General features: G+C 52.7%; 19 protein-coding genes, 1 tRNA gene and 2 pseudogenes. 7 read left to right on the top strand and 15 right to left on the bottom strand.

Going from position 1 to position 25,914, the window contains the following annotated elements:
* Nucleotides 1-6: 6 nt before the first annotated feature.
* The 4 genes and pseudogenes from H3T90_RS01365 to H3T90_RS01355 all read right to left on the bottom strand — a co-directional run bounded on the left by H3T90_RS01365 (nt 7) and on the right by H3T90_RS01355 (nt 3,881).
* Nucleotides 7-330: a hypothetical protein gene (locus H3T90_RS01365; protein ID WP_110425190.1), complete on the bottom strand. Its 324-nt coding sequence runs from the start codon at nt 328-330 to the stop codon at nt 7-9.
* Between the two features lie 21 nt (nt 331-351).
* Nucleotides 352-1,449: pseudogene (locus H3T90_RS09070) on the bottom strand (helix-turn-helix transcriptional regulator); the annotation flags it as partial.
* 74 nt (nt 1,450-1,523) lie between these two features.
* Nucleotides 1,524-2,307 (bottom strand): annotated as a pseudogene (locus H3T90_RS09065) (helix-turn-helix transcriptional regulator); the annotation flags it as partial.
* A 143-nt stretch (nt 2,308-2,450) separates the two neighbouring features.
* On the bottom strand, nt 2,451-3,881 hold the full coding sequence (locus H3T90_RS01355) for a UTP--glucose-1-phosphate uridylyltransferase (protein WP_198229354.1): 1,431 nt from the start codon (nt 3,879-3,881) through the stop codon (nt 2,451-2,453).
* A 179-nt stretch (nt 3,882-4,060) separates the two neighbouring features.
* Here H3T90_RS01355 and H3T90_RS01350 point away from each other — a divergent pair.
* Nucleotides 4,061-4,134, top strand: a tRNA-Pro gene (locus tag H3T90_RS01350).
* Nucleotides 4,135-4,531: 397 nt separating this feature from the next.
* Here the strand turns inward: H3T90_RS01350 and H3T90_RS01345 are convergent.
* The 6 genes from H3T90_RS01345 to H3T90_RS01320 all read right to left on the bottom strand — a co-directional run bounded on the left by H3T90_RS01345 (nt 4,532) and on the right by H3T90_RS01320 (nt 14,886).
* The gene (locus H3T90_RS01345; RefSeq protein WP_198229353.1) at nt 4,532-5,122 is read right to left on the bottom strand and encodes a helix-turn-helix transcriptional regulator; all 591 of its coding nucleotides are present in this window, start codon (nt 5,120-5,122) and stop codon (nt 4,532-4,534) included.
* 685 nt (nt 5,123-5,807) lie between these two features.
* Entirely contained in the window at nt 5,808-7,388 is a 1,581-nt protein-coding gene (locus H3T90_RS01340; RefSeq protein WP_198229352.1) for an ATP-binding cassette domain-containing protein, read from the bottom strand.
* Between the two features lie 2,549 nt (nt 7,389-9,937).
* A complete protein-coding gene (locus tag H3T90_RS01335) occupies nt 9,938-11,425 on the bottom strand; it encodes a 5-methylcytosine restriction system specificity protein McrC (protein ID WP_198229351.1) in 1,488 nt (495 codons plus the stop codon).
* Nucleotides 11,422-13,158: an McrB family protein gene (locus H3T90_RS01330; RefSeq protein ID WP_198229350.1), complete on the bottom strand. Its 1,737-nt coding sequence runs from the start codon at nt 13,156-13,158 to the stop codon at nt 11,422-11,424. The genes H3T90_RS01335 and H3T90_RS01330 overlap by 4 nt, the downstream gene beginning before the upstream one ends.
* Nucleotides 13,159-14,216: 1,058 nt before the next feature.
* Complete coding sequence (locus tag H3T90_RS01325; protein ID WP_045935340.1) at nt 14,217-14,405, bottom strand: helix-turn-helix transcriptional regulator; 189 nt, start codon at nt 14,403-14,405, stop codon at nt 14,217-14,219.
* Entirely contained in the window at nt 14,398-14,886 is a 489-nt protein-coding gene (locus tag H3T90_RS01320) for a hypothetical protein (protein WP_198229349.1), read from the bottom strand. The genes H3T90_RS01325 and H3T90_RS01320 overlap by 8 nt, the downstream gene beginning before the upstream one ends.
* Before the next feature lie 1,192 nt (nt 14,887-16,078).
* Between H3T90_RS01320 and H3T90_RS08850 the strand changes: the two genes are divergently transcribed.
* From H3T90_RS08850 to H3T90_RS01305, 6 genes are all read left to right on the top strand, one after another.
* Complete coding sequence (locus H3T90_RS08850; protein WP_232350483.1) at nt 16,079-16,465, top strand: glycosyltransferase; 387 nt, start codon at nt 16,079-16,081, stop codon at nt 16,463-16,465.
* A 21-nt stretch (nt 16,466-16,486) separates the two neighbouring features.
* The gene (locus tag H3T90_RS08845) at nt 16,487-17,080 is read left to right on the top strand and encodes a glycosyltransferase family protein (protein WP_232350482.1); all 594 of its coding nucleotides are present in this window, start codon (nt 16,487-16,489) and stop codon (nt 17,078-17,080) included.
* 50 nt (nt 17,081-17,130) lie between these two features.
* Nucleotides 17,131-18,021, top strand: coding sequence for an ArnT family glycosyltransferase (locus tag H3T90_RS08840; RefSeq protein ID WP_232350481.1), 891 nt, complete (start codon nt 17,131-17,133; stop codon nt 18,019-18,021).
* A gap of 88 nt (nt 18,022-18,109) precedes the next feature.
* Nucleotides 18,110-18,490 (top strand): hypothetical protein, encoded by a 381-nt coding sequence (locus H3T90_RS08835; protein WP_232350480.1) that lies wholly within the window; start codon nt 18,110-18,112, stop codon nt 18,488-18,490.
* Nucleotides 18,491-19,259: 769 nt separating this feature from the next.
* Complete coding sequence (locus tag H3T90_RS08830; protein ID WP_232350479.1) at nt 19,260-19,490, top strand: mannosyltransferase YkcB-related protein; 231 nt, start codon at nt 19,260-19,262, stop codon at nt 19,488-19,490.
* Between the two features lie 611 nt (nt 19,491-20,101).
* Nucleotides 20,102-21,118: an alpha/beta hydrolase family protein gene (locus tag H3T90_RS01305; protein WP_198229348.1), complete on the top strand. Its 1,017-nt coding sequence runs from the start codon at nt 20,102-20,104 to the stop codon at nt 21,116-21,118.
* A gap of 68 nt (nt 21,119-21,186) precedes the next feature.
* On the opposite strand, the gene H3T90_RS01300 is transcribed toward H3T90_RS01305, so the two are convergent.
* The 5 genes from H3T90_RS01300 to H3T90_RS01280 all read right to left on the bottom strand — a co-directional run bounded on the left by H3T90_RS01300 (nt 21,187) and on the right by H3T90_RS01280 (nt 25,910).
* Nucleotides 21,187-21,861 (bottom strand): response regulator transcription factor, encoded by a 675-nt coding sequence (locus tag H3T90_RS01300; protein ID WP_198229347.1) that lies wholly within the window; start codon nt 21,859-21,861, stop codon nt 21,187-21,189.
* Nucleotides 21,858-23,138, bottom strand: a complete 1,281-nt coding sequence (locus H3T90_RS01295) for a sensor histidine kinase (RefSeq protein WP_198229346.1) — start codon at nt 23,136-23,138, stop codon at nt 21,858-21,860. The genes H3T90_RS01300 and H3T90_RS01295 overlap by 4 nt, the downstream gene beginning before the upstream one ends.
* Nucleotides 23,139-23,245: 107 nt before the next feature.
* Nucleotides 23,246-24,046, bottom strand: a complete 801-nt coding sequence (locus H3T90_RS01290) for an ABC-2 family transporter permease (protein WP_198229345.1) — start codon at nt 24,044-24,046, stop codon at nt 23,246-23,248.
* Nucleotides 24,043-24,795, bottom strand: a complete 753-nt coding sequence (locus H3T90_RS01285; RefSeq protein WP_269751087.1) for an ABC transporter permease — start codon at nt 24,793-24,795, stop codon at nt 24,043-24,045. The genes H3T90_RS01290 and H3T90_RS01285 overlap by 4 nt, the downstream gene beginning before the upstream one ends.
* A gap of 95 nt (nt 24,796-24,890) precedes the next feature.
* Entirely contained in the window at nt 24,891-25,910 is a 1,020-nt protein-coding gene (locus H3T90_RS01280) for an ABC transporter ATP-binding protein (protein ID WP_198229343.1), read from the bottom strand.
* Nucleotides 25,911-25,914 lie beyond the last annotated feature (4 nt).

The following is a 25,914-nucleotide window of genomic DNA, read 5'->3' as shown; positions in this document are numbered from 1 at the left end:
CAAGAACTACTTATTGAACTGCTTCCACCGCCGCCAGACGCGGGCATGATTCCTCCTGCGCTGCTCCTTGCGCTGCAGAACCTGGGCGTGGGCCTGGCTGTAGCGTTCGGTTGAGTGCGACAGGGGCAGGGCGAAAGCCGGACCTTCAGCCCTATCTGTTGCCTGGGATTGTCCTGCAACTGGGGGCTGGGGCATGTGTCGGTTCAGATCGTCTGAGACCCGCCCTATGGATCGGCCGGCTGTCATGGCATGGCGGATGGCGTAGACGGCTCCGCCAATCAGCATAGCCAGCATGAAGATCACCAGAAATATCCAGATCCATCCAGGCATGGCACTCCTCTCCGACCGGGACTAGTGCCGGTCCTGCTCCTTGTCGTGAGCGTCGCTGATGGTGATCTCGCGCTGGGCGCGGGCCAGGATCATGGTGCGCAGGGTCTTGGGCGCCACTGCGGTGATGTGCTTGGCGTGCGCTATGCAGAAGGCCACGAACCATGAGTCCGAGGAGACGGTCAGGTGGACCTTCTGCCCGGATCCGCATGGCTCGACCGAGGCGCCCGGCAGGGACTTGATGTAGGGCAGATCCGGCCGGTCGGTGATGAAGACTGCAGCCGTGCCATTGTCGAAGGACCACTTGCGCAGCTCGCTGACTGGCACATCCGGGAACTCCACCTTGTGGCTGGGCTTGACAATGGTCGCATGCTCGATTCTGGCGATTCGCAGAACCTGCCACTGCCGGTTTCGTCCGGTGCCCTGCTTGAGGTGGCGGCTGGAATCCGAGGGAGCGTCCGCAGCCTCAGTGCCCTCGGCTGCGTCGCCGATATCGGTCCAGGCGGCGACATAGTAGACGCCCTCATCCACGAAGATCTTGGCAGGTGCCACCACCTTGCGGCGGGTGCGGCCGGCGGCGTCCGTGTACTCCATGTCCAACAAAGACTCGGTCTTGATGGCACGTCGGACTACCGAGAAGCTCTTGGGTTCAGTCTCATAACCGGTCAGGGAGAGCCAGGGTGTCTCCCCCGGCCCTACATGCGTGCGCAGGCGCTGGTAGAGCGACTCGGCCTGGGTGCGGGACTGTTCGGGCAGCAGGGGCGAATGGGCCAGGTAGTTGAGAGAGGCGGTCAGCATGCTCAGGTACTGGGGTGAAATGCCGGCCAGTCGTTCCAGCCCCAGCGAGTTGGTGGCCGAGACGATCCCACTGTCGTCCAGCAGGGACCAGTCGATATCGAAGAACTGGCTGCCTGCCATCTCCCCGTCGTCCGAAACCGTAGTCAGGGTGTTGATGTCCTTGTGAATGGTATTGACATATTTGCGTAGCTCTTCCTTGCTGTTGGGGTGGCCGATGAAGCGATCGGCCAGCTCGGCCAGGGAGAACTCCTCGCCCAAGTGGGCGGACAGGAAGAGCATGAGCCTCAGGCGGCGGTCCACCTCGGATCCGGTCTGGAAGGAGGATGCACTGACACGACGGGCGTGGCGGAGGTCGGTGTCGTCGTCGCTTAGGTCAGTGGCGAAATGCTCGACGCTGGTCCGGGCAATCTCCGGAGAGATGACCGTTGCCGCTCCAGGGCTCAAAGACTCGTCGGCCAGCTTAAAGCGGGCGGCTGCATCCAGACGGCGCCGGAAGGCATCTGCAGCTTCCTGAGGGCTGACGATGGAGGCATCGGGGTGCTCCAGGACGAACATGGCCAGGTCATCGGAGTCGGCATAGGCCACGTTGAGGTTCTCCCCGTCCACGTCCACAGTGGCGGCGAAGCGGCGGGAATCGATGACCTTGACCAGATCGTCGGGAATGCGCTGGGTGCCCAATCCAGGGGCTATGGAGTCCAGGCCCAGGCCGGGAATGGGCACCTGCGGTACCCGGGGCGTGGTGCGCGAGACCGGTCGGGTCGGCTCCTCGCTGGCCTCCTGGGACATGGCTATGGATCGCGCTAGGTAGTTGGCCGCGGCCAGCACCGGCATGTCCTCCTGATTGAAGTGCATACGGATGCGGGGCTCATCCCCCAGCTGCAGACGGTAGGAGGCGAAATCCTGCCCCTCTGACTTGGAGGAATACTCGGGCTGACGGGATTCTATGGCTATGCCCATGGCCGCCAGCTTGGCGCGGTCACGCTGGAACTGCTTGGCGAAGGCTGCCTTGGCGGCCTGGTCAGCCAGCTCGCCATAGGAGTCGGCATAGGCCTTGACCCGTTGGGCTATTTGCCGAGATGTAAGCCATTGTGGGAAAGCTGACGATAAGACGGCTAGGACATCAAGTTCGTGCTTGCCCCATTTATCCGAGAAACGCCGTCTTCCGTTCGTGCCTTCTGCCATCAGTCCTCGCGTATCGTTAAAATTTGTGTATTAGTGCGCCTAACGCACGTTTATCTATCATAGATTGATTTTCAGGACCGTGGGAGCCAAACACCCAAATACGGTACCTTTTCTTGACAGGCTGAACCCTGCTGAGACTGGCCTTAGACCCACTCGTCCGGTTCGATTCCCTGGGGTCCCACATACTGACCATTGGGCACGTATGAGGAGCGCCCCCGATCACTCAGATGAGCATCAGCATACAGGGTCACATCCCTGCCGAAGGTCCAGTCGCCTTCGATCGTGACCGAGTTGGCGGCCGCCAGGCTGGGAACCCCATAGGGGAAGCGCTCGTCAAAGTCGGCGATGTACTTGTAGTAGCGCTCATCCAGCTGAACGTTTGGGAAATCGTAGTTGCCATCCTCCATCTCATAGGAGTCGGTCAGATGGAAGCGGTCGGAGCGCATGATGAATAGGTCGTCGGTGGTCTTGACCGGCAGAAAGCGCATACGGTCCACCTGTACGCAGATGGCCCCTTCGAAGAGCGTGGCGGCAGAGCCCATGGCGGTCTCCAGTTGCACCACGGGGCGGGTGGATGGATCGGTGGGGTCCACGGTCTTCCGATTCTCGATGATGGGCAGCGGCAGCACGCCGTTGTATTCGGTCAGCTTGTCGCGCAGGGCATCGACCCTGACCCAGATGCTGTTGGTATTGAAGTAGGGATGCTTGCGAATGGACATGGCTGAGCTGCGGTCGTGCGGGTCCACCTGGGACATCTCCCGCAGGATAAGGCGTCCGCTGGCCTTATCGATAACGATATGGCCGCCCTTCCGGTCAGCATCGGTGCGCTTGGCCACCTCGATCATGAAGGGCGCTCCGGACTGCGCGAAATAACCGGCCAAGGTCCTTGAAGGCCGGGCGCCCAGGTTGTCGGAGTTAGAGATGAACAGATAGTCGATTCCATGCTCCTTGAGTGTATCCAGTAGGCCCGTCTCCCAGATGGTCGAGAAGATGTCGCCATGGCCGGGAGGGCACCATTCAAGGTCGGGGTTGGCTGGGAAGTCGACAGGACGGCCGGTGTCAGCGTCGATCTTGGGCTCGATGTGCTGAATGATCTCCACGGGCACGTCATTCTGAACAAAGCGGCGGTCCTGCTTGACCGCGCGCATGGTGTCGCGCGAGGTGCGGAAGGAGTTCATGAAGATCAGCGGCAGCGGAACCCCTAGGCGCTTGCGGGCCGTCAGCACCTGGCCCATGATGATGTCCAGGAAACGCATGCGACGGGCCTTGTGGCGACGGATGGGCAGCAGGGATTTGGCCTTCTCCAGGCCCATGGAGGTGCCCAGTCCTCCATTAAGCTTGATGAAGGCGGTGCGGGAGAATGCATCCAGGGCCATGTCCATGTCCATGGTGTCGTGGATATCTTTGGTACGGGGCACGTCCTTGAGCGGAGTGACATCCTTCTCGCGCACGCACGCCTTGGCGTCTCCCCGTTCCCAAGTTTCGTAAAGCTGCTTGAACTGGTTGATGGAGACTTCGCTCATGCCCTTGTCTCGCATCTTCGCGGCCGAAAGGTCGAAAACGTCTGTGCTCATGGAACCCCTTCCGGGCTGGGACGACTTGCGGTCGACGCGGGTTGCGTCGACCGTCCAGAAACATGATAGCAAGTTGATCATGTGACCCGGTCTGTCTGGACTCGTCTGCAGGGACTCGCCGGACCATTGTCGGTCCAGCTTCGCTGTGCTAATATCTCTACTCGGTGCTGATGCACTGTCGGGCCGTAGCGCAGTTTGGTAGCGCACTTGACTGGGGGTCAAGGGGTCGCGGGTTCAAATCCCGCCGGCCCGACAAGAAACCAATGGTTCCAAGGCTCCTTCGCCTCGGAACCATTCTTATTTCCGGAATCGGGCACATTTCGGGCGCATCGTTTATGCAAGGTCCTCTCCCAGCTTTTGCCGGCCGCATTGTGTTTCGTGTTATACGCCGAAACAATGCTTATAGAACTGCACGGAGTCAAGTGTGCTGTATGGCATAACAGGCTGCATGCTGGTATGAGCCCCCCCCCCCCTTCTGTCGCCTCTCCGATGACTGATGGCTGAACCTTAAATGCACTCGAGGCCAAAGCAAGAAGAAGATCCCCCCCCCCCGGCTGCTTGCTGGGACAAAGCTGACTTCTAGTCGTGGCTTTATCAGGCCAGTTGGTACAGGTAAAGCCCCGTTTCCTATTGCCGGCCGAGGAGGGCTGTCACCAGAGCAGGGCCGCAAGAGCATACCCGGCAACAGCGCAGACCACCATTACGAGCAGCAGCAACAACAGCCTCTTCTTCAGGCTGGGCATATGGCCACGATCAGACCGGTCCACCTCCTCACCCGCCAGAAAAGCCTTGATCTCCCTGTAGGTGCGGATATCGTTTCGTCGTTTGATATTCTCCTCAAGGCCGCCGATCAATCCCAACAGGACCAGGAGGGCGAGGAGCCCCAAGAGTGAAAGCAACCACGGCCACTCCCGCTTCGCAACTGCAACCCCATACAGCACCAACCCATCCACAATGAAGATGCCCGCGGCCAGGCCATAGAGGATCATATTCAGGATCTTCATGCTCCGTACGTCCTTATCGAGCGCCTGCTTCATGGTGTCGAGGTCTCCTTTGATCAGCTGGTCGATGGTCACGTCGAAGAGGTTGGACAGGAGGAGCAGGTTCTGCACGTCCGGGTAGGTGCGGTCGTTCTCCCAGTTGGATATGGTCTGGCGGGACACGAATATCCTGCCGGCGAGATCGTCCTGGGACATGCCCCGCTCCGAGCGATACCGGCGAATCTGACTGCCCAGTTCCATACCCCTGCCACCCGCCTTCCCTGGCCATCGTCCGCCGTCCGATTGTTGGTTGACGACCATGTGCCTGCATCATCGAGGCATGCGCACGCCCGACCCCCCTCACGCTATCAACCAAACCCCTCACCCGCCAAAAATTCCCCTGTCTAAAGTCTTTGACATCCTTGTTTTTCAAGGATTATCGGCATAATTCAACCTAAACACAGGTTGGAGGGAAACGCCCCGGACGGGTTATCGACACCACACCAACCACACCCGCCTCCTGGTGCCTATTACCAAGCTGCTGACCCCGGCGAAGGCGGACGTAGCAGTTCAGCTTGTATCAGCTAGTGCTTGGAACACGATGGTGTAGGCAGTATTCCAGTCGTTATTAACAACAGTTACGGGCAGCTAGCATGTACACACGTACAGCAGCTTTTCTCAACAAGAGGTTGCTGGTTCAAATCCCGTCGGCACGGCCAAATAACAACGAACCCGAGGTTTTAAACCATGGCATTATTTGTATTCCCTGACGTTGGGCGTGTATTTGGTATATCATCGGCCTTCTGGTGTTATTCGTTCTTTTCTGCACCGCGCTGTAGCGGATTGGGAGTGGCATATTTATATGAAGGGCATAATGCAACTGGAATTTCACTAACTCGCGTCCCCTACCCTTCACACCCATATCGGGCTGCCTGATGTCCCGCGATCATTCGACCTCCCAGCGAATCGAACTTACAGCGTCCAGCAGGCCTTCATCGTGGGAGACGACCACTAGGGCTCCCTGGTAGGGTGTCAGCACCTCGGCTAGAGCTGCCTGGGAGCGAAGGTCCAGATGATTGGTCGGTTCGTCCAGAATCAGTAGCTGGGGATGTTTCAAGAATCCCAGGCACAGCAATAGTTTGCGGCCTTCGCCTGCAGAGAGTTCGTGACCGGCCAGGAGATCTTCTGGATCAGCGTTGAGCTGGGCGTATGCCGTCATCAGTTTCTTTCGCTGAGTCTCCGGCAGTGCGACCGCGTCCTCCAAGGCCTTGTGTATTCGTGCCGAGCCAATGATCTGGGGCAGGATCAGGCGCGGTAGATCCGCGGGCAGACCGGCGACCAGCAGCTCGAGCAAGGTGGATTTGCCCCGTCCATTCGGCCCACTGATGCCGATGTGGTCTTTCGGCCCGATGCTGATGGTCTCTATGGCTGGACCATGCTGGCTGTCTGCCCCTCTGTCTGTAGCTGCATTCCCGCGCAGATACAGGCGGAAGTCTTCGACACCATGCCTTTCCATCCAGTCACTTAGGTCGCCGCCATCAACCCGGACCAATTCACGTTTGTGGCTGGCTTCGGTCTGCAGGCTCATGCTCCCGTCATAGCGTTTAGCGGCAGTCTGTAGGTCGGCGGTCTTTCTGCTGGTCGCGGCGATGCGCGCGTCAGCTTGCCGATAGCCGCGGGCAGCTGCAGTTCCCGAGGCCCCGGGCCTGGCCAGTTTGTGAATGTTCCGGGCGTCGTGGTCGTGTGGGTCGATCCGGCCTCCCTGCCGTCTCATGGCATCCACATGCTGGAGTTTCTGGAAGCGGGCAGCCTTGTACCGCATAAGCCTGTCCAATTCCTTGTGGTTGCCATCCAATTCCTCCTGGGCGTGACGGTCTTCAGCCTTTTCCTGCTCCTCGATCTGCGCCAGCCTGCCTTTGAACTGGGTCAGCGTCAGCACATTGCCGGCCTGCATGTGACGTTTGCGGAAAACCAACGACCTAGGGCAGCTGGCGTCGATCAGGGCCCGGTCGTGAGAGATCAATAGACCGATGCCTGCGAAGCAGTCCATGGCCTTGCCGATATGGGTTCTGGTCGCTGCATCCACATGGTTGGTCGGCTCGTCCAGGACCAGCAGGTCAGGTTCCCGGCTGAGGGAGCAGGCCACTTGCAGGCGCTTCGCCTCACCGCCGGAGAGGGTCGGATACCGGTAGACCCAATCGTCTGCTATGCCCAGGGTCCGCCTGATGGCAACGGTCCGTTGTGACCAGTCGTTGGCAAAATCGTCCAGGTTATGCGGTTGCTCGGCGATGTCCTGGGGGCAGTATTCGCAGACCAGGCTGCTTGGTTTCGGGCTGATGCTTCCCTGGGTCGGCGATAGGCGTCCGCACAGGAGCAGAGCCAAGGTGGTTTTACCGCAGCCGTTGTCGCCGAGCAGGGCGGTCCAGCCCCGGTCAAGGGTCGCGGACAGATGCTCGAAAATGGCGGATGGGCTACTCGGATAGGCGAAGCCGAGGTCGGTGACGGTGATGACACTAGGGTTCTGCATGGGTTTCCTTCTGATGGTGATGCGGTCTGGTTCATCATCAGGGGAATCGTCGGCTGTAACTGGTCGATCAGTTTCTCAGCCCGTCACCTTGTAGCTTTGGCCCGTTGGCATCATGTGGGCATGTTGCAGTGGATGGCGAGAATACGAGTGACAGAAGTTTTGGCCTGAAGACTCCCCTTCTGGAGACAGTCACCGCGAATAACCGGGGAGCTCGTACTTTGATCACTTTGCGCGGGTGGCGGATTGGAACAAAGCTCACCAGTTCTGACGGTCTAGCTGACCGTCTGGGCAACTGTCTCATCACAGACGCAAGTCGATGTCCTCTTTCACTCGGACTGCCTTGGCATATGGGGCAGGCCTTCCAAATAGCGCTCTTCTCCCAACTCTAATCTGGAGTCTCCTCATTCGCACCGTGTTTCAGCCCGATATTGGTTTACCGAGTTGCCTGCAGAGGATTAGTTGAGGAATCAACGAGATTTTGATTCTCATACATAGTTGTTGCGAACTCGGGAGTTGGTCGGGTTGATGTAGTTTGACAGGGCTCTGGTCGCTGATCCGCTACGATTTTCGATGATTGCCATAGCCAAAAGTTACTTACTTAGACTGCAAGAATGACCGGGTATGTCAGTAAAATGGAGTTACTAATTGGCCAGCATTTTCTGATATTCAACATATAGCGAGTTAACAATTATGTCCGTAAATGTCTAATTTTCCATTCCTCGGTATCATTCCATCTCTAGGAAGTTGAGTATAGTTACGCTAAGATTTGTCAAACAGCAAGGATTTCTGTCTATTATCTTTCGAAAATCATAGAAAAATCGATATGGCACAATGGTGCACCAACTATCTACTTCAGCTCGTATAAATTAGTAGTGGGAGCTTGCTAGCATCGCCTGAATTCTAGTTGATACTGGCAACAGTCAAAGGTAACTAGCACGCACAAGTACAGCGGCCTTCTCTTGGAGGGGCGCGTGTCAAAATCCCGTAGGTCCGGCAAGACATCTGAATTGCAAGTAAGAAGTTGTTTGAAAGCCTTTAGTGAGTGTGTTATACAAACTCGCCTGACATATAATACTGTTGGATTTGCTGATGACGAGTTCTTGCAAGGCTTCTATTGTTCTATACCTAGCGTTATTGCCAGAGATTTTGATAGGGACAAAGCTATAAAATGCTGTAGTTTCTGCCTTCAGCGGCAGGTGACACGACATTTATGAAACGTATTCTTGGTGTGGAACAGGATTCGTTAAAGGTGTGCTTATTGATTCGGTGACTTCCGTTTTGCTTGTTCGACAAAGTAAATCAGTGTTGAAAGTGATAATACGAAAAGAATGAAAAATAGCAAGGCACAAATCCATGCAAGATCTGATTGCGTCGAATCGAACTGAGTAAAGAGGCTAGAGTGCTCGTCGCTGTAATAGCCAGCTCGAATTTGTATGGCAGCTGTGACAGCTAAACCAAATATGCTCGCAACATTCATTATTATCGCAACCACTTTCATAGATACCCCTTTTCACTGGTATCGGCCTGCGCCTAATATTGGCGATTAGATTTTAGTGAGATTGGCTGGACGACAAAAGCAGTCTACACACTACCATCACTGGTATAGGGCGAGTACATGTCAAGGAATGAATCCATATCATTGTCATCAAACTTCGCCCACCCTTTAACTATGCGTTATTAGTAATAACACCGTATGGTCAGGATTCATTTTCGTGAATTATTAGCGCAGTTTTATTTTTTCAGCGTTCGCGCTGTCAACATGTAAATTGTTTGCGATTTTTTGTATTCTAATCCAGCATCGCTTCGGCAGAGGAAAGTGCTCTTTTCTTATACCCATTAAAAAGACGAGGTCTTGCCTCGGAGTATGCACTCCCTTATCGGGACGTTCGCTGATGTGGCGGCTAGGACGTTCTCTTGGATCATCAGGGTTGTCCATTTCCTGGCTATGGCATCTTACTGATATCCTTACAGCCCTGAGTTCGTGTTCTCAATCTATCCAGATCACAACTCAACAGCAGGCATTAACGAACAGAGGGTACCGGTCATGATTACTCTCGTATCCGATAAAGTCTGCATATCAAACTGATAGGCTAGGCTGATATTGCAAGGTTTAGTCTTGAACGTGTATGCGCTTCAATTCACGATGCGCTCTTGTCAATAAGGCCGGTAGTTGCTGTTGTTATCCCATTCAATTATCCGGACGACACGCATTTCAGCTCCACATGCGAATAAATATGGTAAGCCGGCCGTTTTATTCAATCTTGTTATATCTTATATGTGTCGCTGAATTCAAGCATTCTTTTGATACCGCCATTGGTTCTCCAGGGGGGATAGAGACGCTATATAAGCGCATAGCAATGTACTCCTGCTGAACGCTAAAAATGTAAGAATATTAAGAAAAAACTGCATGTCACAGCTTACGAAGTTATAAACGCACACTTCTAGGAATCACATGTTTAATACCACCGGTCTGATCAGATAGCAAGGTTTCTGAGGTTAAAGAGCCTGGTTTGCTGTAGAGCGGATTAACGTTCTCAGATAGCCACGATTTAGCTTGCAATGCCTTGATTTTGCAATGCCATGATTGATTGTGCGAATTGTTCTTCGCTCTTTTGCATAGACGAAGAGTACTCCTCATAAGTCGATGCTCCACCGGGAATTGGAAAACCAACTTTGTCGAGTACGACTTTCTGCTTCTCCTGTCTGAATTGCTTACTTTGCTCACCGTTATCGATCCCAGTGAGCAATTCAAGCCTATTTACATTTGGTTTGCAGTTATCATCCTTTTGTGGTTCTGGATACCAGTACTGTCCATCACGGGAATCAAACCGATACATGTATGCCAGTAGTTGAAGATAGTCTGCACCAGAAATATTGTCCACCGGTTTGTATTTCGCGTCAGCAACCACGATGGGGGCACTGCTTATTAAGAAATCAGGATATATAAGTCCAGTAACTCCTTTGACTTGGGAAGTTCTGCTATATTTTTCAGGATTGGCAAACAAGTATTGTTTTCCGGTTTTTGACTTGTTGCGGGGATGAACGAAAGATAGGTCCTTACATTTGTTGCGCAAAAGAACGTTAAGATACTCCTCCCATAGCCATGAGCAGTCGAATAGAATGCCGTTGATGTGACCGTTCCTTAAGGCACTTGCTGATATGGAGTCATGGCACAGGATAGCCACGCATATTTTTTGTAGTAGCCTGTAACTCCGAAAGTACTCATTGACAACGGGATGCCGGATATTCCAGTCTATGATCTTGTTTCTTTCTGACTTGAGATATCGCCGAGTCCTCAGCCGGATAGTTCGTACATTGTCCCTGACGTTTTTGTTGCCATTAAGCAACTGCTGTCCAATTTTAAATCCTGAAACAATATATTCAATTGTGTGCCTGATTAATTCACTAACGGGGTTATCAAGATCAAGATCCCTGGTGGTATACGCCACACGCCCGATGAAAGGGATATCAATACTGAGGTATCTCGCTAAATCGACTGTACCCTTCAGCCGTGAATCGTTATACTCTCGCCTCACATACATTTTGTATGCACCGACTTGAAGAGCCTTACTCAAGAAATATGGGAATAAAAGTATCAGCAGCTTTTTCCAGCGGTTGTTCTTAAGAGGTGGAAAGTTGAATCCCTTTGCCACATCTACATGTAGAACCTTCTCCAATAGATACGCAAAGAAATAGTCATCCTCTATGTGGACAGGTTCTTCATTCCGCTTGAAAAAACGTGTGGATATGCTAACTACATCATGGTCGTCCCCAAGCACTCCTATAAGGTTTTGCGTTCTTGTCTTGCCCTGATAAGTGCCAATAACGCGCTGGTTGAGACTTACATCAACATCCCCATCCTCGTCCTGTCCTACATAAATAATACCTTCTTCATCCAGTAATGTTTCTACTGTCTGATTCCGTAACGATTTACAGAGGTCGGTTGAAGTAAATATGTCATCTTCAATAGGGCTGTTATCCGTGAGGTACCAGAACTGCTGGCCTGCATCTGAAGCGCTTTTGACCACTTTTCTCATGCCTCACTGGAGTCTGAATCACTGCTAGCTGTGGGTGCGTCATCCCCCTGAGTGGATTCGTGTTTGGCACTGGAGGAATCGTTCCCTGTTGTGGTTTCCTTTTTATCTTTAGAAGCATCGCTTGTTTCAAACTCGTTATGGATCTCTTTTAATTTTCTATCGGCATCATCCATACCCCTCAGATAATCAGTCAGCAATGGTTCGAGATGGTTCTTCCAAAGTTCCATAGGTGCCTTATCTTCTCTTGACTGTGCTATCTTGAGGAAGTATCCGACTCCTAACACATAATCTGTCCCTAAGAAGTCGCTTATTTTGCGATTTACAGCTGTCATCATGCTCTTTGCTTTATCCCCATTGGGCGTACCGTCAAGAGCTCTCGCCGATTCTTCTGCAGTTATTTCGACAAAAGTGAAGCGGCGTCTCATAGCGAAATCAAAGGAATCTACGCTGCGGTCTATGTCGTTCATAGTTCCGATGATGTACACATTCCCGGGAATATAAAACTTCTGGCCTGCATCCAATCCGCCACGTTTTTTATAAGCTGAAGAATGGAGGTTGGTATATTGAGTGTCAACGCTCCCTTTTTTCCCTCGGTAATCGGGGTCGATGCTGAAGAACAGCTCTCCGAATATCTTCGACAGATCTCCTCTGTTGATTTCGTCAATGACAATCACATAATTCTGTTCTGGATTAGTTCTTGCTTCGTTGACGAACTTAGTAAACGTCCCAGGATACAGTTGAAAACCCACATTGCCTGATGCTGTTGTCTCAGGTCGAAGGCCTTCTACGAAATCCGTGTAGTCATAGCTAGGATGAAATTGGACAAATTCATATTGCGGACTTTCATTGAGTTGTTCGTTTAGTTGCTCATCGTTGTCATAGTCTAGGCATAGCAATTCAGCGGCTATTTTCCTGGCGACTGTAGTCTTTCCGGTTCCCGGTGCACCATGGAAAATAATGTTTCTGACTTCTAGTAGTTGTTTTGCTCGTTCACTGAGCCTGCTGTATTGTTCCGAGGTCATGTTGTGAGGCATTTTAGTTTTACCAGTCTTATAAGTTCTATATATCTTGTTTAGCTGGACAATTAAATCAAGCATTTGCTTGACCAGTCGGTTCGGTCTCTTTGCTGACAAATCAAGATCATCTACAGAGCAAGAAAGTGAGGGCAGTTCTTTCTGCCATGGTTCTGACCTGACCGGATGCCAGCCAGCACGCAACCCTGTAATACTTTTACTTTTCTCTTTGAAAATCGGACGGATATCAAGGAAGGTTCCGTTTACATTTATATACGTGGAATTAGGTGTAGCATAAGCCCCATTTTTAAAGAACCACAAGGTGAAATCCATGCCTGTTGAAAGGACATTAAAGCCATCGTCCAAGTTCCAATGTTCCGCAAAACCTCTCCGCGTGCTGTTCGTATACTCGAGGCGTGAACCGTTTTTCTTTGCTTCTACATTTTCGTCATTGTGTTTAATGAAGAAATCCAGTAAACGAGCGAACTTTTCGTAATCCTCTTCCGTTTGGCGGAACTCAAAAAGAAATTGTTTATATCGATCTATTCCTGCTTTCATATCATAATGATGTAAAGCACTGGAATTTTTCTTAAAATCTGAGTCAGCTAAGATTTGATCGTAAATAGGTTTGAATTCGTCGTAAGTAAGATAATCAAAAGCTGATTCTTTGACAGCAGTCGCAACCTGACTTCCAGCTTGGTCAAGGAGCCTAGTTTTCATATTCCTAAGCGTACTTTCGAGCGTATATGTATAGTTTCCTCTTGGTAAAGTACCCTTATCTATTAGATGTGTCCTATTCCAGCTCTTGAATCTTTCTTCTTGAATGGTTGCGGGCGTTTCTTTGCTGCTCTTCCATTTGTCCGATTCCGTCGATATCAATGTGTTCCCCTCACTTTGGTGATACCTGTTCAAATCTACCGTAGTTGGTAATTTTACTGGATAACAAGCTATTACCGCCTAAACTTAGATTATACCCTCAGCACAACATAATTTTGAGTTGTCTGGTTGATTTATCAACCTCTTATTCCCCTGAGTTGTAAAAGGTTCGAATAAGAAGATCTGTAGTATTGAGGTTTATTGTGAAGTCTGATTTAGTTTATAACCAGTTCATTGCCTCAACGAATAAACGTTTCTTATAACATTTTGAACGAATTAATTCTTCTAAGGTTCTAATATTAATCTTGTTTTTGTAGTTTTGTATTTCTGGATGGTGAGTGTATTTTTTTTTTGGACCGATTACGGTGCCTATAAGTTATAGGCATTCCTGTGGGCCCCTAAGCCTTACAGTCAGTGTTGCCAGACGAAGTTTCTTCTGATGTACGAGGGATGCAATCTGTGCTGGAATTCTCAACGAGTCCAGCGTTTTGAACCATTCTACAAATCGTTACTCCTAAAAAGGATTATCTCTGATTTTGCGTTCCAAGGCAAGGTCCACTGTGTTTCCCGACTGGAGCGTTCACTGTTTGATCCGTGTATGAAGCTGATTGTTGGAAATAGGGACAGGTCTCTCGCCTAAATTGTCCAGACGTTGGAAGTAACCGCTATACCGTACCTGGTCTTTTGGCTCAAAAGGACTTCGTTTGTCATTAATGGCTTGTGCAGTGTCATTCTCTCAGCCTGTATATGTGTCTGGACCTCAAGCCGCCCTTGCTATCGTTTTTTGACTAGCTATAAGCTAGAGACAACTCTTTAAAGCCAATCCTCTTACTCTGGCTGAGAAAGATAGATCCGGCCCACAGTTCCTTTGCTGATTCGAGTTTTACGAGAAAAAGTGAGGTTCAAGGCCGAAATATATCCTCGATGGTTGAATCGAAGACGTCGGCCAGGCGGAAGGCCAATGGGAGTGAGGGATCGAAATGGCCTTTTTCGATCGAAATTACCGTTTGGCGACTCACTCCCAGCTTTTTTGATAGCTGCTCCTGAGACCAGCCACGCTCCTTTCGCATTTTTGCCAGGCGGTTATTCATGATGGGCGAACCTTACAAATGCATACGACAGTGCAAGGATCAAGAGCATCGCTATCAGAACGCATACCAGCACGAGGGCCCACTGATCGGCTCCCATCAAACTGGCCAGCAGGCAACCGGCCGACACCAACCCGATGAAAATACGGTATGAAAGTTGCTCGGCCCTTCCGTACCAGTGGCTCTCTATGTTCTCTTCTGCATGCGGATTGGTTCCAGGCAAGGTATTGGGATCCACTAAAATTATCCACCAAAGGCTCACAGCTATAGGACAAAGTATTACAGCCACTATTAAAGCTTTGACCATCCACGGTACGGACTGTGGCATGAAGCCGGCCAGAAGGATTCCCAGAACTATGCTGCTCGCCAGGCCTGGAATCAAAGCGGTTGTGAGCGCTGGCATCGAGCGGGAACCGAAACGAACAGTGCCAAACGATCTGGGTCGCACATTGACAGTTGCTTTACCGCTCTTTTCGTCCTTCATGGGTTTCTCCTTTGATAAGCTCAAATCAGGACCGGTCTACCTGAATGAGCACCAGAATAATGTAAAGCAAGCTTTACGTCAAGTCAATTTGACCCCCATTATCTTGGTCTTGTTTACCAAGCGTCTTTTGCCGCAACATTGACGGTGGATCTCGAGGCTGTTTTCGGTCTTATGGTCGTTGCGAAACCAGGCTGGTGGCGGAAAGCCATTCACAGTTATAAGCAAAAGACCTATCGTTCAAAACGAATTTGGGAACACCTCTGCTCCCTGTTAATGTAGAAATATTCATGGGTTCACGCGTCAACCAAAGAAGATGGATGTGTTCGCTTTAACCAAGACTCGATGCATGGAAGGTCTCGTGACTTCATAATGATGAGAAAATTGCTGTTTATACCGTTATATATAGGATTTTGTCTACTGCTGATAGTGGCTATTTCCTGGGCGATAGGAAGACCTTGGAAGGACGTAGTAACAAGTCCTTACACGATAATTGGTTTAACTTGCGGAACCATAACATATTGCGCCATTGTGTTTGGTGTACCCTGGCTGCGCAGAAAGCTTGACGGTAATTGATGGCGCAAGTATTGCCGTACTTACGGTTTTGTCATGTTAATGACACAGGTGACTATTAAGATGCCAGCCTGCTCGTCGTGTTGTCCGAGATGCCTTTGTTCCTTGTAATTTGCCTTTTTGTTTTCTGTTTTCTCTGAACTTGAGTGTCCGTTGAGGACACCTGTCGTCTTTTGTATCAGCAGAGGAAAGTCTGATTGCATTTTACTCTAGTTGTCATTAAGCGCGCTTGCGACAATCGCCAATCTATAGCGTTGTTTTACGGTTTCAGCAGGACTTGATTTAGGCATACGAAGTAGGTAAACCCAAGGATGCTTAACTATGCTTTGCATTGCTCATAGAATCATTACTTCATTATTCTTTATGTTATAGATACAGCTTAAATGTGTATGACCGTGGCCTTTTCCTAAATGCATTACATAAGTTAGTTTCGGTTTAATCCCTGTAGCAAGCCAAGCAGAACTATGCTAATCGTTCTAATTAAACGATATTGACTGCTGCTATTTGGTGCAGCGATGTCAGCAAACACTGAGAAATTCTCATGATTCTTTTTAAGGAGTCCAATCAGTTTATAAAGACAAGTTCGAGGAATATCCCAAGAAGCCGCTGTTTACTATGAGGCATGAACGCAACGAATATTCTCGAAAGAAACATCAATAGTCAGTTCTATGTGCCTGACAGGCGCTCTTCTGACAACGGGCGAATCCCACTGGGTGAAGTTGATTCGCCTGTCTTTTACGGCAGTCCAAAATCGGTCGACGCCGATATTGTCATTCCGATATACAACGAGGAGGTTCAGCTGGCGGACTCCGTATCCACCTTATGCAGCTTTCTGGATCGTCTCGCCAGAGATCTGACACCCTTCAGCTGGAATATCGTGATTGCAGACAACGCCAGCACAGACGCCAGTTGGCAGATCGCCAAGTCTTTGTGCGACTGGTGCCCCAACCAGGTGCGTGCCTTGCACCTCGCGAGAAAGGGTCGCGGGTACGCTCTGAAACAGGCCTGACTCAGCTCCAAGGCAGCAGTAGTGGCATATATGGATGTGGATCTATCCACCGACATCGGCTCTACGGGCAGCCTTATTCTTCCTCTGCTCGAAGGAGGGGCTGATATCGCCTTTGGCTCGCGTCTGTTGCCGCAATCTCAGGTCACCCGCTCCCCCAAACGTGAATTCATTTCGCGCACCTACAACCTCATGCTCCGCTCATATCTGGCGGTCTGCTTTCATGATGCCCAGTGCGGCTTTAAGGCCATTACTACCCAGGCTGCACATGCCCTGCTGCCTCAGGTGAAGGATAACGAATGGTTCTTCGATACGGAGCTGCTTGCGCGTGCCCAGCAGGCCGGGATGACCATGTTGGAACTTCCTGTTCGCTGGGTGGAGGATGCCAGCTCGACGGTCGACATTCCAGACACGGTGAAGAAGGATCTGGAAGGCATGCACCGGGTCAGGGAGGGTATGGAGGCCCGAGCGGTCGAGCAGCTTCGCGTCGACCTAGACTCCCCTGCCGTCTGGGATCAGATACGTCAGCATGAGCTGCGCGGATCCCTCTTGCCTGCCAAAGAGGGGGATTCGCATTCACGTATGCAGAATCCAGGCAAAGAAGCTGCCGCTTGCTGAGCGGCTGACAGCAAACGAAATCTCATACAGAAAGAGCAAACTCACCTATCATGAACGCTTCATTGGCTTCTAGCAGCAGCTATGGCTTCTCCCCGCATTCACGGACTTTCACTTCGCCACGATCAACAAGCGCAGATGCAGTCGCTGATGAGCACTCTTCCCGCGCATATATTCTGCCTCGACGGACTCGTGGAGACTGGGTGGCACTGGGTGTCATGCTGCTTGTGGCCTGCGCAATATTCTTTATCAACCTTACGGCTTCTCGATACGCCAACGAGTTTTATTCGACTGCAGCCCAGGCTGGCTCGGTCAGCTGGAAAGCCTTTCTCTGGGGGTCTCTGGACTCGGGTAATGCCATCACCGTGGACAAGCCGCCGGCAGCCCTCTGGCTGATGGCGCTTTCCGTGCGCATCTTTGGTCTGAGTTCCTTCGCCATCCTCCTGCCGGAAGCGCTGATGGGGGTTGCGACCACCTACCTGCTCTATGCCACAGTGCGCCGGTATTGGGGAAACTGGGCGGGCATTGTCACCGGTTTCATCTTCATGCTTACTCCGGTAGCCGCGCTCATGTTCCGCTTCAACAACCCCGATGCCTTGCTGGTGTTATTGATGACTGGCGCCACTCACGCGCTCCTCAGATCTCTGGAGTATGTCAACCATCCTTCTGGCAATCGAAAGCGTACCTGGTGGATGGTTCTGGCCGGTGCTCTGATCGGATTTGGCTTCCCTGCCAAGCAACTGCAGGTGCTGCTCGTACTGCCCGGTTTTGCCCTGGCTTTTCTTCTGGCCTCGCCAACAGGCATGGTTCGTCGCATCCTAGATACACTTGCTGCCATTGGTTCAATGATCGTCGCCGCCGGCTGGTGGGTGCTGCTGACGGTCATCGTGCCAGCCAGCGACAGACCTTATATAGGGTGGCTCCCAGCGCAATTCCTTCCTTGAGCTCACTTTTGGCTACAACGGTTTCGGACGCTTGACCGGCAGTGAAGAAGGATCCGTCATACCCGGCCACGGCCATGAAGGTTGCGGTATGCCGTCCGGTGGCGGTCGTCGTGGCGGCAAGTGGGGCCAGACTGGCCTTAACCGTCTGTTCAGCGGCGAGTTCGGTACGCAGATTTCCTGGCTGGCTCCTTTGGCTTTCGCGGGCATTGTCATCAGCTTGTTAGTTATCGGCAGAGCTGCCCGTACTGATGTGCGCAGGGCCAGGGTCATTGCTTTCGGAGGTTGGTTGATCGTTACCTGGCTCGTTTTCAGCTTTATGGCCGGCATTTTCCACCAGTATTACACTGTGGCACTGGCTCCAGCCCTGGCTGCGATGGTGGCCATCGGCGCATTCAGTCTGTGGATCGCCCGGGACAAGCTCTGGCCCAGGATCGTCACGCCAATTCTTATCGCCTTCACTGCATTCTGAGATTTCAACCTGGCTGGTCGCTCCCAGTGGCTCCCCTGGCTCAAGTGGGCTATCCTCATAATCGGTCTCATGGGCGCCCTCGGTTTTGCCCTGGCTGGACTCTTGCGAATACGACGACTCGCTCTTGCAACCCTCATTCTCTCAGCCATAGGGCTTATGACTGGCCCTGCTGCATGGACGCTGTACACCAATCCCAAGGACACATGGGATCAATCGTCCTGGCCGGACCCGGCCTGACTTCAGGGAATATGGGTGGCGGCCCCGGTGGTATGCCCGGAGGTGCTTCTGATGGCGGTCGGCCTGGTGGTGGTCAGGCAGGAGGCATGGCACCTGGCAATATGCAACAGCGAGGTATGCCTGGTGATGACGGTGGTTCCATGGGCTCATATCAAATGGGCCAAGGCCAGATGGATCAGCAGGGACAGCCGAGCAAGCAGGGCCAGATGCCCGGAGGCAGTTCGAATAGCCAACAGACTCCCAGCATGAATTCTCAAGGACCAGGTCCCATGGGCCAGGATTCTTCAGGACCACAAGGGGAATCCAGCTCTTCGGGTGCGCCCTCCATACACTCATAGCGCAGGGGCAAATCTGGATTCCGTAGTGGACCAGAAGGAGGAAGGATAAGAGGAGGATGTCTGCTTGGTGGAGGCCAGTCCAGTTCCAAGGTCGTCGCCATGCTGGAAAAGTCATCCGACTCCCATCGTTGGGCTGCTGCCACGACAGGATCCCAGCAGGCGGCGGGCTATCAGCTGGCCCCTAAAAGCCGGTTATGGCCATTGGCGGGTTCAATGGTTCCGACCCCTACCTCAGCTTGGAACAGTTCAAGCAGTACGTGAAGGATAAGCAGATTCATTACTACATAGCCGGTGAGATGGGTGGCCATCAGATGGGAGGCTCCGATACGGCCACACAAATCTCACAGTGGGTGGCCAAGCACTACACCTCAACCACGGTTGATGGCGTCACTGTTTATGATCTGACCCAGCAGCAGGCCAGCTGAGCGGTGGGGGCAGCTCTTGGCTAAGGGATACTCCCAGGTTTGCGGTAACAAGATAAAGATGAGAAGAGCTACTGACTTCTAATCTGTCGGTTGCGAGTAGTTTCCTCGTTTGCGCGTTGAAAAAGTGCAAAGCAGTTAAGAGCTAAGCAGTGAGTGGATTGGAACTATCCCAGCCCGCTCATTTCTTATTGATCAATACAAAATGGTATTTGTGTCCGATTAGAGCAAGACTAGTTATTGCAGACCAAGGCACTTCAGGTCAAACTCAATAGCGTTATTGATTTCATTACGCTGGTCTGCGTTGCATTGGTTTGCATTGCACGGTGGTAGATAATCCATACAAATGGAACCATTCTCAAACAATCATCGGCTAATAAGATTCTGACTACCTCTGCCATATGAATAGGAGGACAAATACTTACAAACAGCCGATTACGGCATTGCGATACCGATTAGTCGGCCTGGCTTCACAGCTGTAAAGTTTATAGTTATACAAACAGACAATGGGGTGCCGATCAGGGAGTGAAATGTCCGAAAAACCGGGCGGGACAAAGCCCAAAAGCAATTGGAGGCGGGTCCTTCTTGCCCTGGCAATAGTACTTGTTCTTGTCATGGTTATCATTCTGCCGGGGGCTTCCATTTTGGTCTATGAGGACACCTTCGGAAAACGGTATAACACTCCCGGATGGATGCGTTATGCGCTCGCAGACTTCCCCGGCTTGCGCATGAAGCGGTGCGTCTTCCGGTCCAAGGACAATAAGAAACTGGCGGGATATCAGTATTCAAGAAATAATCCGAACCAGCGAGAGGACAAGGCTGAGGGCCTGGTGGTCATTGCTCATGGTTTCGGCGGCGGCGGACAGAATACCTACATGGATGTTGCCAACTACTTCACCTCCCAGGGCTTCCTGGTCTTCGCCTATGACGCCACCGGCAATGATGAAAGCGCCGGCAAGTCCGTCAGGGGCCTTCCTCAAGGGGTCGAGGATCTTGGCCAAGCTCTTCGTTTCGTGGAGGGTGAGCAATCATATAAGGGTCTCCCTCTTTTCCTGTTCGGACAGAGCTGGGGAGGCTATGCCGTCGGCGCTGTTCTCAACCTTCACCCAGAGGTCAAGGCCGCGGTCATGGTTTCTGGATTCAATCGCTCGATCGATATGATGCGTCAGCCCGGCAGAAAAATCGCTGGCCCTGCCGTCTCGCTCATCATGCCCTGCGTGAGCTTGTATGAGCATGTAAAGTTCGGGAAGTTTGCGGGCTATACCGCCTTGGATGGCTTGAAGAAATCCAAGGCGGGAATTTTCATCACTCAGAGCCGGGACGATCAGGTGGTCCCGGTCAGATATAGTTATGACCTCTTCCATGAGGAATTTCAGTCCAACCCACGATTCCGTTTTCGTGAATACCAGGATCGCGGGCACGCCTATGTCTACTATTCACAGGACTCGGTGCGATACCGAAAGCAATTCGACCAGGAATACAAGGAGCGCATGAGACAACTGGGTCAAAAGCCTTCTAACGAAAGCTATAACGCATATTCGGCCAAGCATTTCGACAAGTCGAAGGGCTACGAGCTGGATATGCCGTTGATGAACCAAATGGCGGACTTTTATCGCCAATATATGGATTAAGCCGTAAAGATACAGCCGGATGCAGCCCTCTTCCATCTACGGATAAGCCCGCTTGCATTCAGTGCTATTCAGTGGTTTGCAATGTTGGCCTGATACCAAAGGACGGCGATGTTGATCCGGTCCCTGACTTTGAGTTTTGCCAGTATGCGGCTGACTGTCTTTTTGACCGAGTCGGGCTGCAGCTGGAGGCGCTCGGCAATCTCCGCATTCGTCAGGCCTTGGCTTACCAGCGAAGCGACCTCAAGCTCGCGTTTGCCCAGCTGGGCGAATTTTTCGCGAGCCTTAGACTCATCACTGGCTCTTGTCTTTGGGACTCCTCTCCTGATCACTTCGGCCGTGATGCGCGGCGTAAGAATGGCATCGCCTGCATGCACCGCATGGATGGCTCTATTCAGATCGGCTGTCTTGACATCCTTGAGCAGGAATCCGGAGGCGCCTGCCCCTAAGGCTGTGAAGGCATAGTCGTCCTCGTCGTAGGTGGTCAGAATAAGAATGCTCATTTCAGGATGGAGCTTTTTGATACGGCTGGTGGCATCCAGCCCGTCCATGACAGGCATGCGCACATCCATCAGAATCACATCGGGCAGAGGCTGCTGATTTTCGGCGGCTGTAGCCAGCTGATCCAGAGCATCTTGGCCGTTGGCCGCCTGTGCTACGACATGCAAGGTTGGATCCTTGGCGACCATGAGTGCCAGTCCCATGCGGGTCGGGCGCTGGTCGTCGACGATCATGACACGGATCATGCACTTTCCTCCTTACCCGTGTTGTCAGCTGCCATTGCGGCTAGTGAGGGTATACGAGCATGCAAGGTCCAACCGTCAGGACCAGGACCAGAATGGAAGCTGCCCCCATGAGCTTGCACTTCGGCTCCTAACCTGGCAAGGCCTGTACCGTTGCTACCGTTGTTGTCAGTATCGTTGTTCAAAAGTTGGCCATCATCACGAACGGTAATGTTTGTGCCGCCCTGGCTGTCGTGATCCCAGGAAACCACAATACGATCGACTCCTTGTCCGTGGCGGAGAGCGTTGGTGATCGCCTCCCTGGTCACAGTAAAAGCAAGATTGGCCTGCCTGGGATCTTGTGGTCGACGGCCTGTCTCTGTCAGGGCAGTGCTGATGCCGGCATGACGGGCGTGGTCGAGGATGGGTTTGATGTCATTCCAGCCATGTTCCTCCCCTATGGACTGCGCTGGGTCGTTTTCAGGTCCTGCCTTTGATTGCAGGGTTTTTACAGCTGTTCTAGTGTCGTCCAATCCCTGTCGTGCCAGGTCGTTGATCATCGAGATGGCCTCATCGATTTCCGGCTTACCGCTGGCATGATTCATCCCCTCGGATAGGGCGATGATAGCGGTCAAGTCGTGACCCAGGCTGTCGTGCAAATCGGCGGCGACCTTGGACTGATACATGGCCTCGTCCCGCTCACGGGCCAGGGTCTGGGCATGCGAGCGCTCCTCCTCCAGTGCCTGCTCCGACATGCGTGACTGCCTCGCTGAGCGTGAGAAAAAGGCGGCTGTCAGACACAGGGCGAATGCCAGACCAGTCGGATATAGAAGGTCAGTGAAGTGGACATCATGATGCCAGTTGGTAGAGAGTGCAATGCTGAGCAGACCCAGAATGGTGGAACTACACAGTCCAGCTGCCAATGATGCCATGCTTTTGGCTTCTACAGCGCAGGCGTAGAGGTTGACGAGCCAGGGAATGATCAGGTAGGTGCATCCCGAGCCATAGATTGCGGCAGTCAGGGCAAGCAGGCCACTGAAAACCAGTAGGGTCGCCATAGGATATAGGCGGCGCAGGCATAGGGTGACAAGTGCGACAAAAATAATGACCACGAACAGGGGCAAGCCCCAGCTGTCAGACTTCAAAACCTGGTAAAGGGTTCGATTGGCACTGCCCGGGGCGAGAATCAGCCTGGTCAGCATCATCGTCTCGTAGATGGCGCAGAGAAAGACTGCCGCGAAGGCCGTGTATGGCCGGTTCCATAACTGAATCCAACCTTGAGTCTTCTTGTCTGCCCTCATCGACGAGCCTCTTCCTGGTAACTGCTGGTAGTCCATTATGCTGTCAGACACTGAAATGTGCGACCTTGCGAGTGCTGCATCCTCTCTTCATTGACTCTGCATCAAAATTAGACTGCTCTGCGGGCCTCGTGCCGGAATATAAGGAGGCTGATCAGCACCCAGAGGATTGCCGTCATGCACGAGGCCGCCATAGAGGCCGTAGACGCGATATTGCCCATGTCACGGGCTGCGGATGCAGTGGTGATCAGGGCCAGCGGATAAGGCAGTGCCAAGGCAGGTGCGGCAACCGACAGCGCACAGCCTGCAAGGGTGAGCAGAAACATGATGCTCATGGTTGAGGCAAAGGATTCGGCTCTGGCAGCTATGGCCTGTGTCAGAGTCATAATGGCCCACACTGCCAACGTCATCGGTAAGCCACGCATAAGATAGGGACCGAGTTCCACTGGGCTGAATCCTCCTACCAGAACACCCACGAGTATGAATTCGGATTCGAAGATGGCGACGGTAAGGAGGGAGGCCAGCAGTCCATACATCACCTTCCCGGCTAGGGCAGTCCCGACCATGCCTGAGGCATTAAGCCGCTGCCAGTTTCGTCCCTTGTGCTCGTTGGCTTCAACCTGGGCTGCAAAGGCCGCGACCAGGACTGGCATGAAGACCATGCTTGGCAGAAGGATCGCCTGCCCCCAGACCGCAGCCCAGGTCACCCCTTGAGCCTGGAAGTCCGGTTTGTAGCTTTGATACTGGTCCCAACCGTTGAAGATTCCGACGGCGTCGAAGAGCATGGTGGCCAGCCAGTACCAGAGATTGCCGGCCTTGCGAATCTCCCATTTGAAGGCGGCGGCGATTGATGGCTTGTGGCGATGCATCGGGGTGATGGTTATAGCATTTGCAGGGTATTGCCTGTTCATCGGCCTGACTCCTTGACCTTGATGATGAATGCTGATATTCCCGACCAGATAATGCAGACCAGAAGGCTAGTCAGGACTTTTGGCCAGGGATTGGCGACCAAGGTCATTCTGGCAAAACCATCAGAGCTGGCTGAAAACAGGAAGGGGCTGGCCGCGGAACTGATCCCGGCTGGGAAGAACCAGCCCAGAGCCGGCATATTCATCGGGCCCAGTCCAGTCCCGATCAGACCGGCTATCACACCCAGACCCAGGCCTATGGCCTGCCTTTCGATAGTCAGGGAGAGGGCGAGTTGTATAGCCGTGACAGCCATGGACGAGAAGCAGGCAATCAGTGCCGGAACGAATATGTATTCGGCCAGACTCCCGTCGAGATGGAACCCTTGTGCCGAGGCCGTCAACGGTATCCAAGTCAGGGGAATTATGAAGCAAAGTGTAAGCGCGCACCCCGCAACTACGAGCTTGGCAAGAAACCTCCCAATCGGGCTCTGGCCCAAGGAGAGCCATTTGAGATCCATGCGCTCGCTGCTCTCCATGACGGCAAGCCGGCTGGTCAGCAGGGCCGCGAGGATAGGTGCCAGCAGGCCTACGGTCTGGAAGATCTCACCTTGTGCAAGGGCTACGGTACGTGTGGCGGGGTTCGAAGATTCAGCTCGTTTCATGAATGCCAAGCCTGACCATGACGAAACCAGAACAATCATGCCCAAGGCCATCCACCAAAATGAGGAGCCTTTCAACTTACGAAGCTCCATGGAAAGCAGAACAGGTAGCCCTCCTGGATGGGATGGGCGTGGCGGTTTCCCCAATCGAAATTCTTCGGACCGCATGGAGATTGATTCGACAGAGCTCATCGTGTGTTCCTCCGTTTAAGATCGGACGGCTTCATATCACTCTGCGCTACATGGTTCTGTAAGACATAGTTTTGTGGAATATGGTTCTGCGGGTTTTCCACTAGTTCGAGGAAGGCTTCTTCCAAGCTTTTGCGTTCGGAGGCGACACGGTATACCTGCAGACCATGCGATACCAGTCGAGTTACCAGCGACCCGATTTGCGGGTCTGGTATCTCGGGAATGCGCAGGGTTGCGCTCTTCCTGATATATTCGTGTTGAATGCCTTGAGTTTCGAGCATCTCTGACGCGAGCCCAGGATCGGACACCCGTAGATCGATATGACCCTCTTCCCGCAGGTTTTTCAAAGTTCCCTGGTAGAGCAAATGACCATCGGCAATGATGCCAACCACCGGAGCCATCTTTTCAATCTCCGACAGGATATGGCTGCTGATGATGACAGTGACCCCCTCCGAGGCGGCCAAGTCCATAATCATTCGTCGCACCTCGACCACTGCCTCGGCATCCAAGCCATTGGTGGGCTCATCCAGGAGCAGGAGCTCCGGATGCGAGATCAGCGCCATGGCGATGCCCAGCCGCTGCTTCATTCCTAGAGAATAGGCGCCCGCCTTCCTTTTCTCGTATTCCCGCAATCCCACCTTGGCCAACACCGCTGAGGCATCCGAAACTGGCAAACCCAGATAATCGGCTACCATGCGGCAGTTATCGAGACCCGACAGGCCTGGATAGAAGCTGGGCCCTTCAATCATGGAGCCCACACGGCCCGGCTGGATTGTGCTCTTGTTTCCGACCTGCTGTCCCAGCAGCCACATGCTTCCAGCAGTCGGTTTTGTCAATCCCAGGAGGAGTTTCATAGTGGTCGATTTTCCGGCTCCGTTTGGTCCCAGCAGTCCGTAGACCCCGCCAGCCGGCACCCGTAGATTCAGCCCATCCACGGCTTTGAATCCGCCATAGGCCTTGACCAACCCCTGTGTGGATACAGCCAGTTGCGGGTCGTTGTTTCCGTCCGTATATGCCATTGCG

This window comes from Bifidobacterium polysaccharolyticum (assembly GCF_016101585.1).
In the GTDB taxonomy this organism is placed as follows: Bacteria; Actinomycetota; Actinomycetes; order Actinomycetales; family Bifidobacteriaceae; genus Bombiscardovia; species Bombiscardovia polysaccharolytica.
The sequence above is the reverse complement of the archived record's forward strand: the minus strand, read 5'-3'. Positions and strand labels throughout refer to the sequence as shown.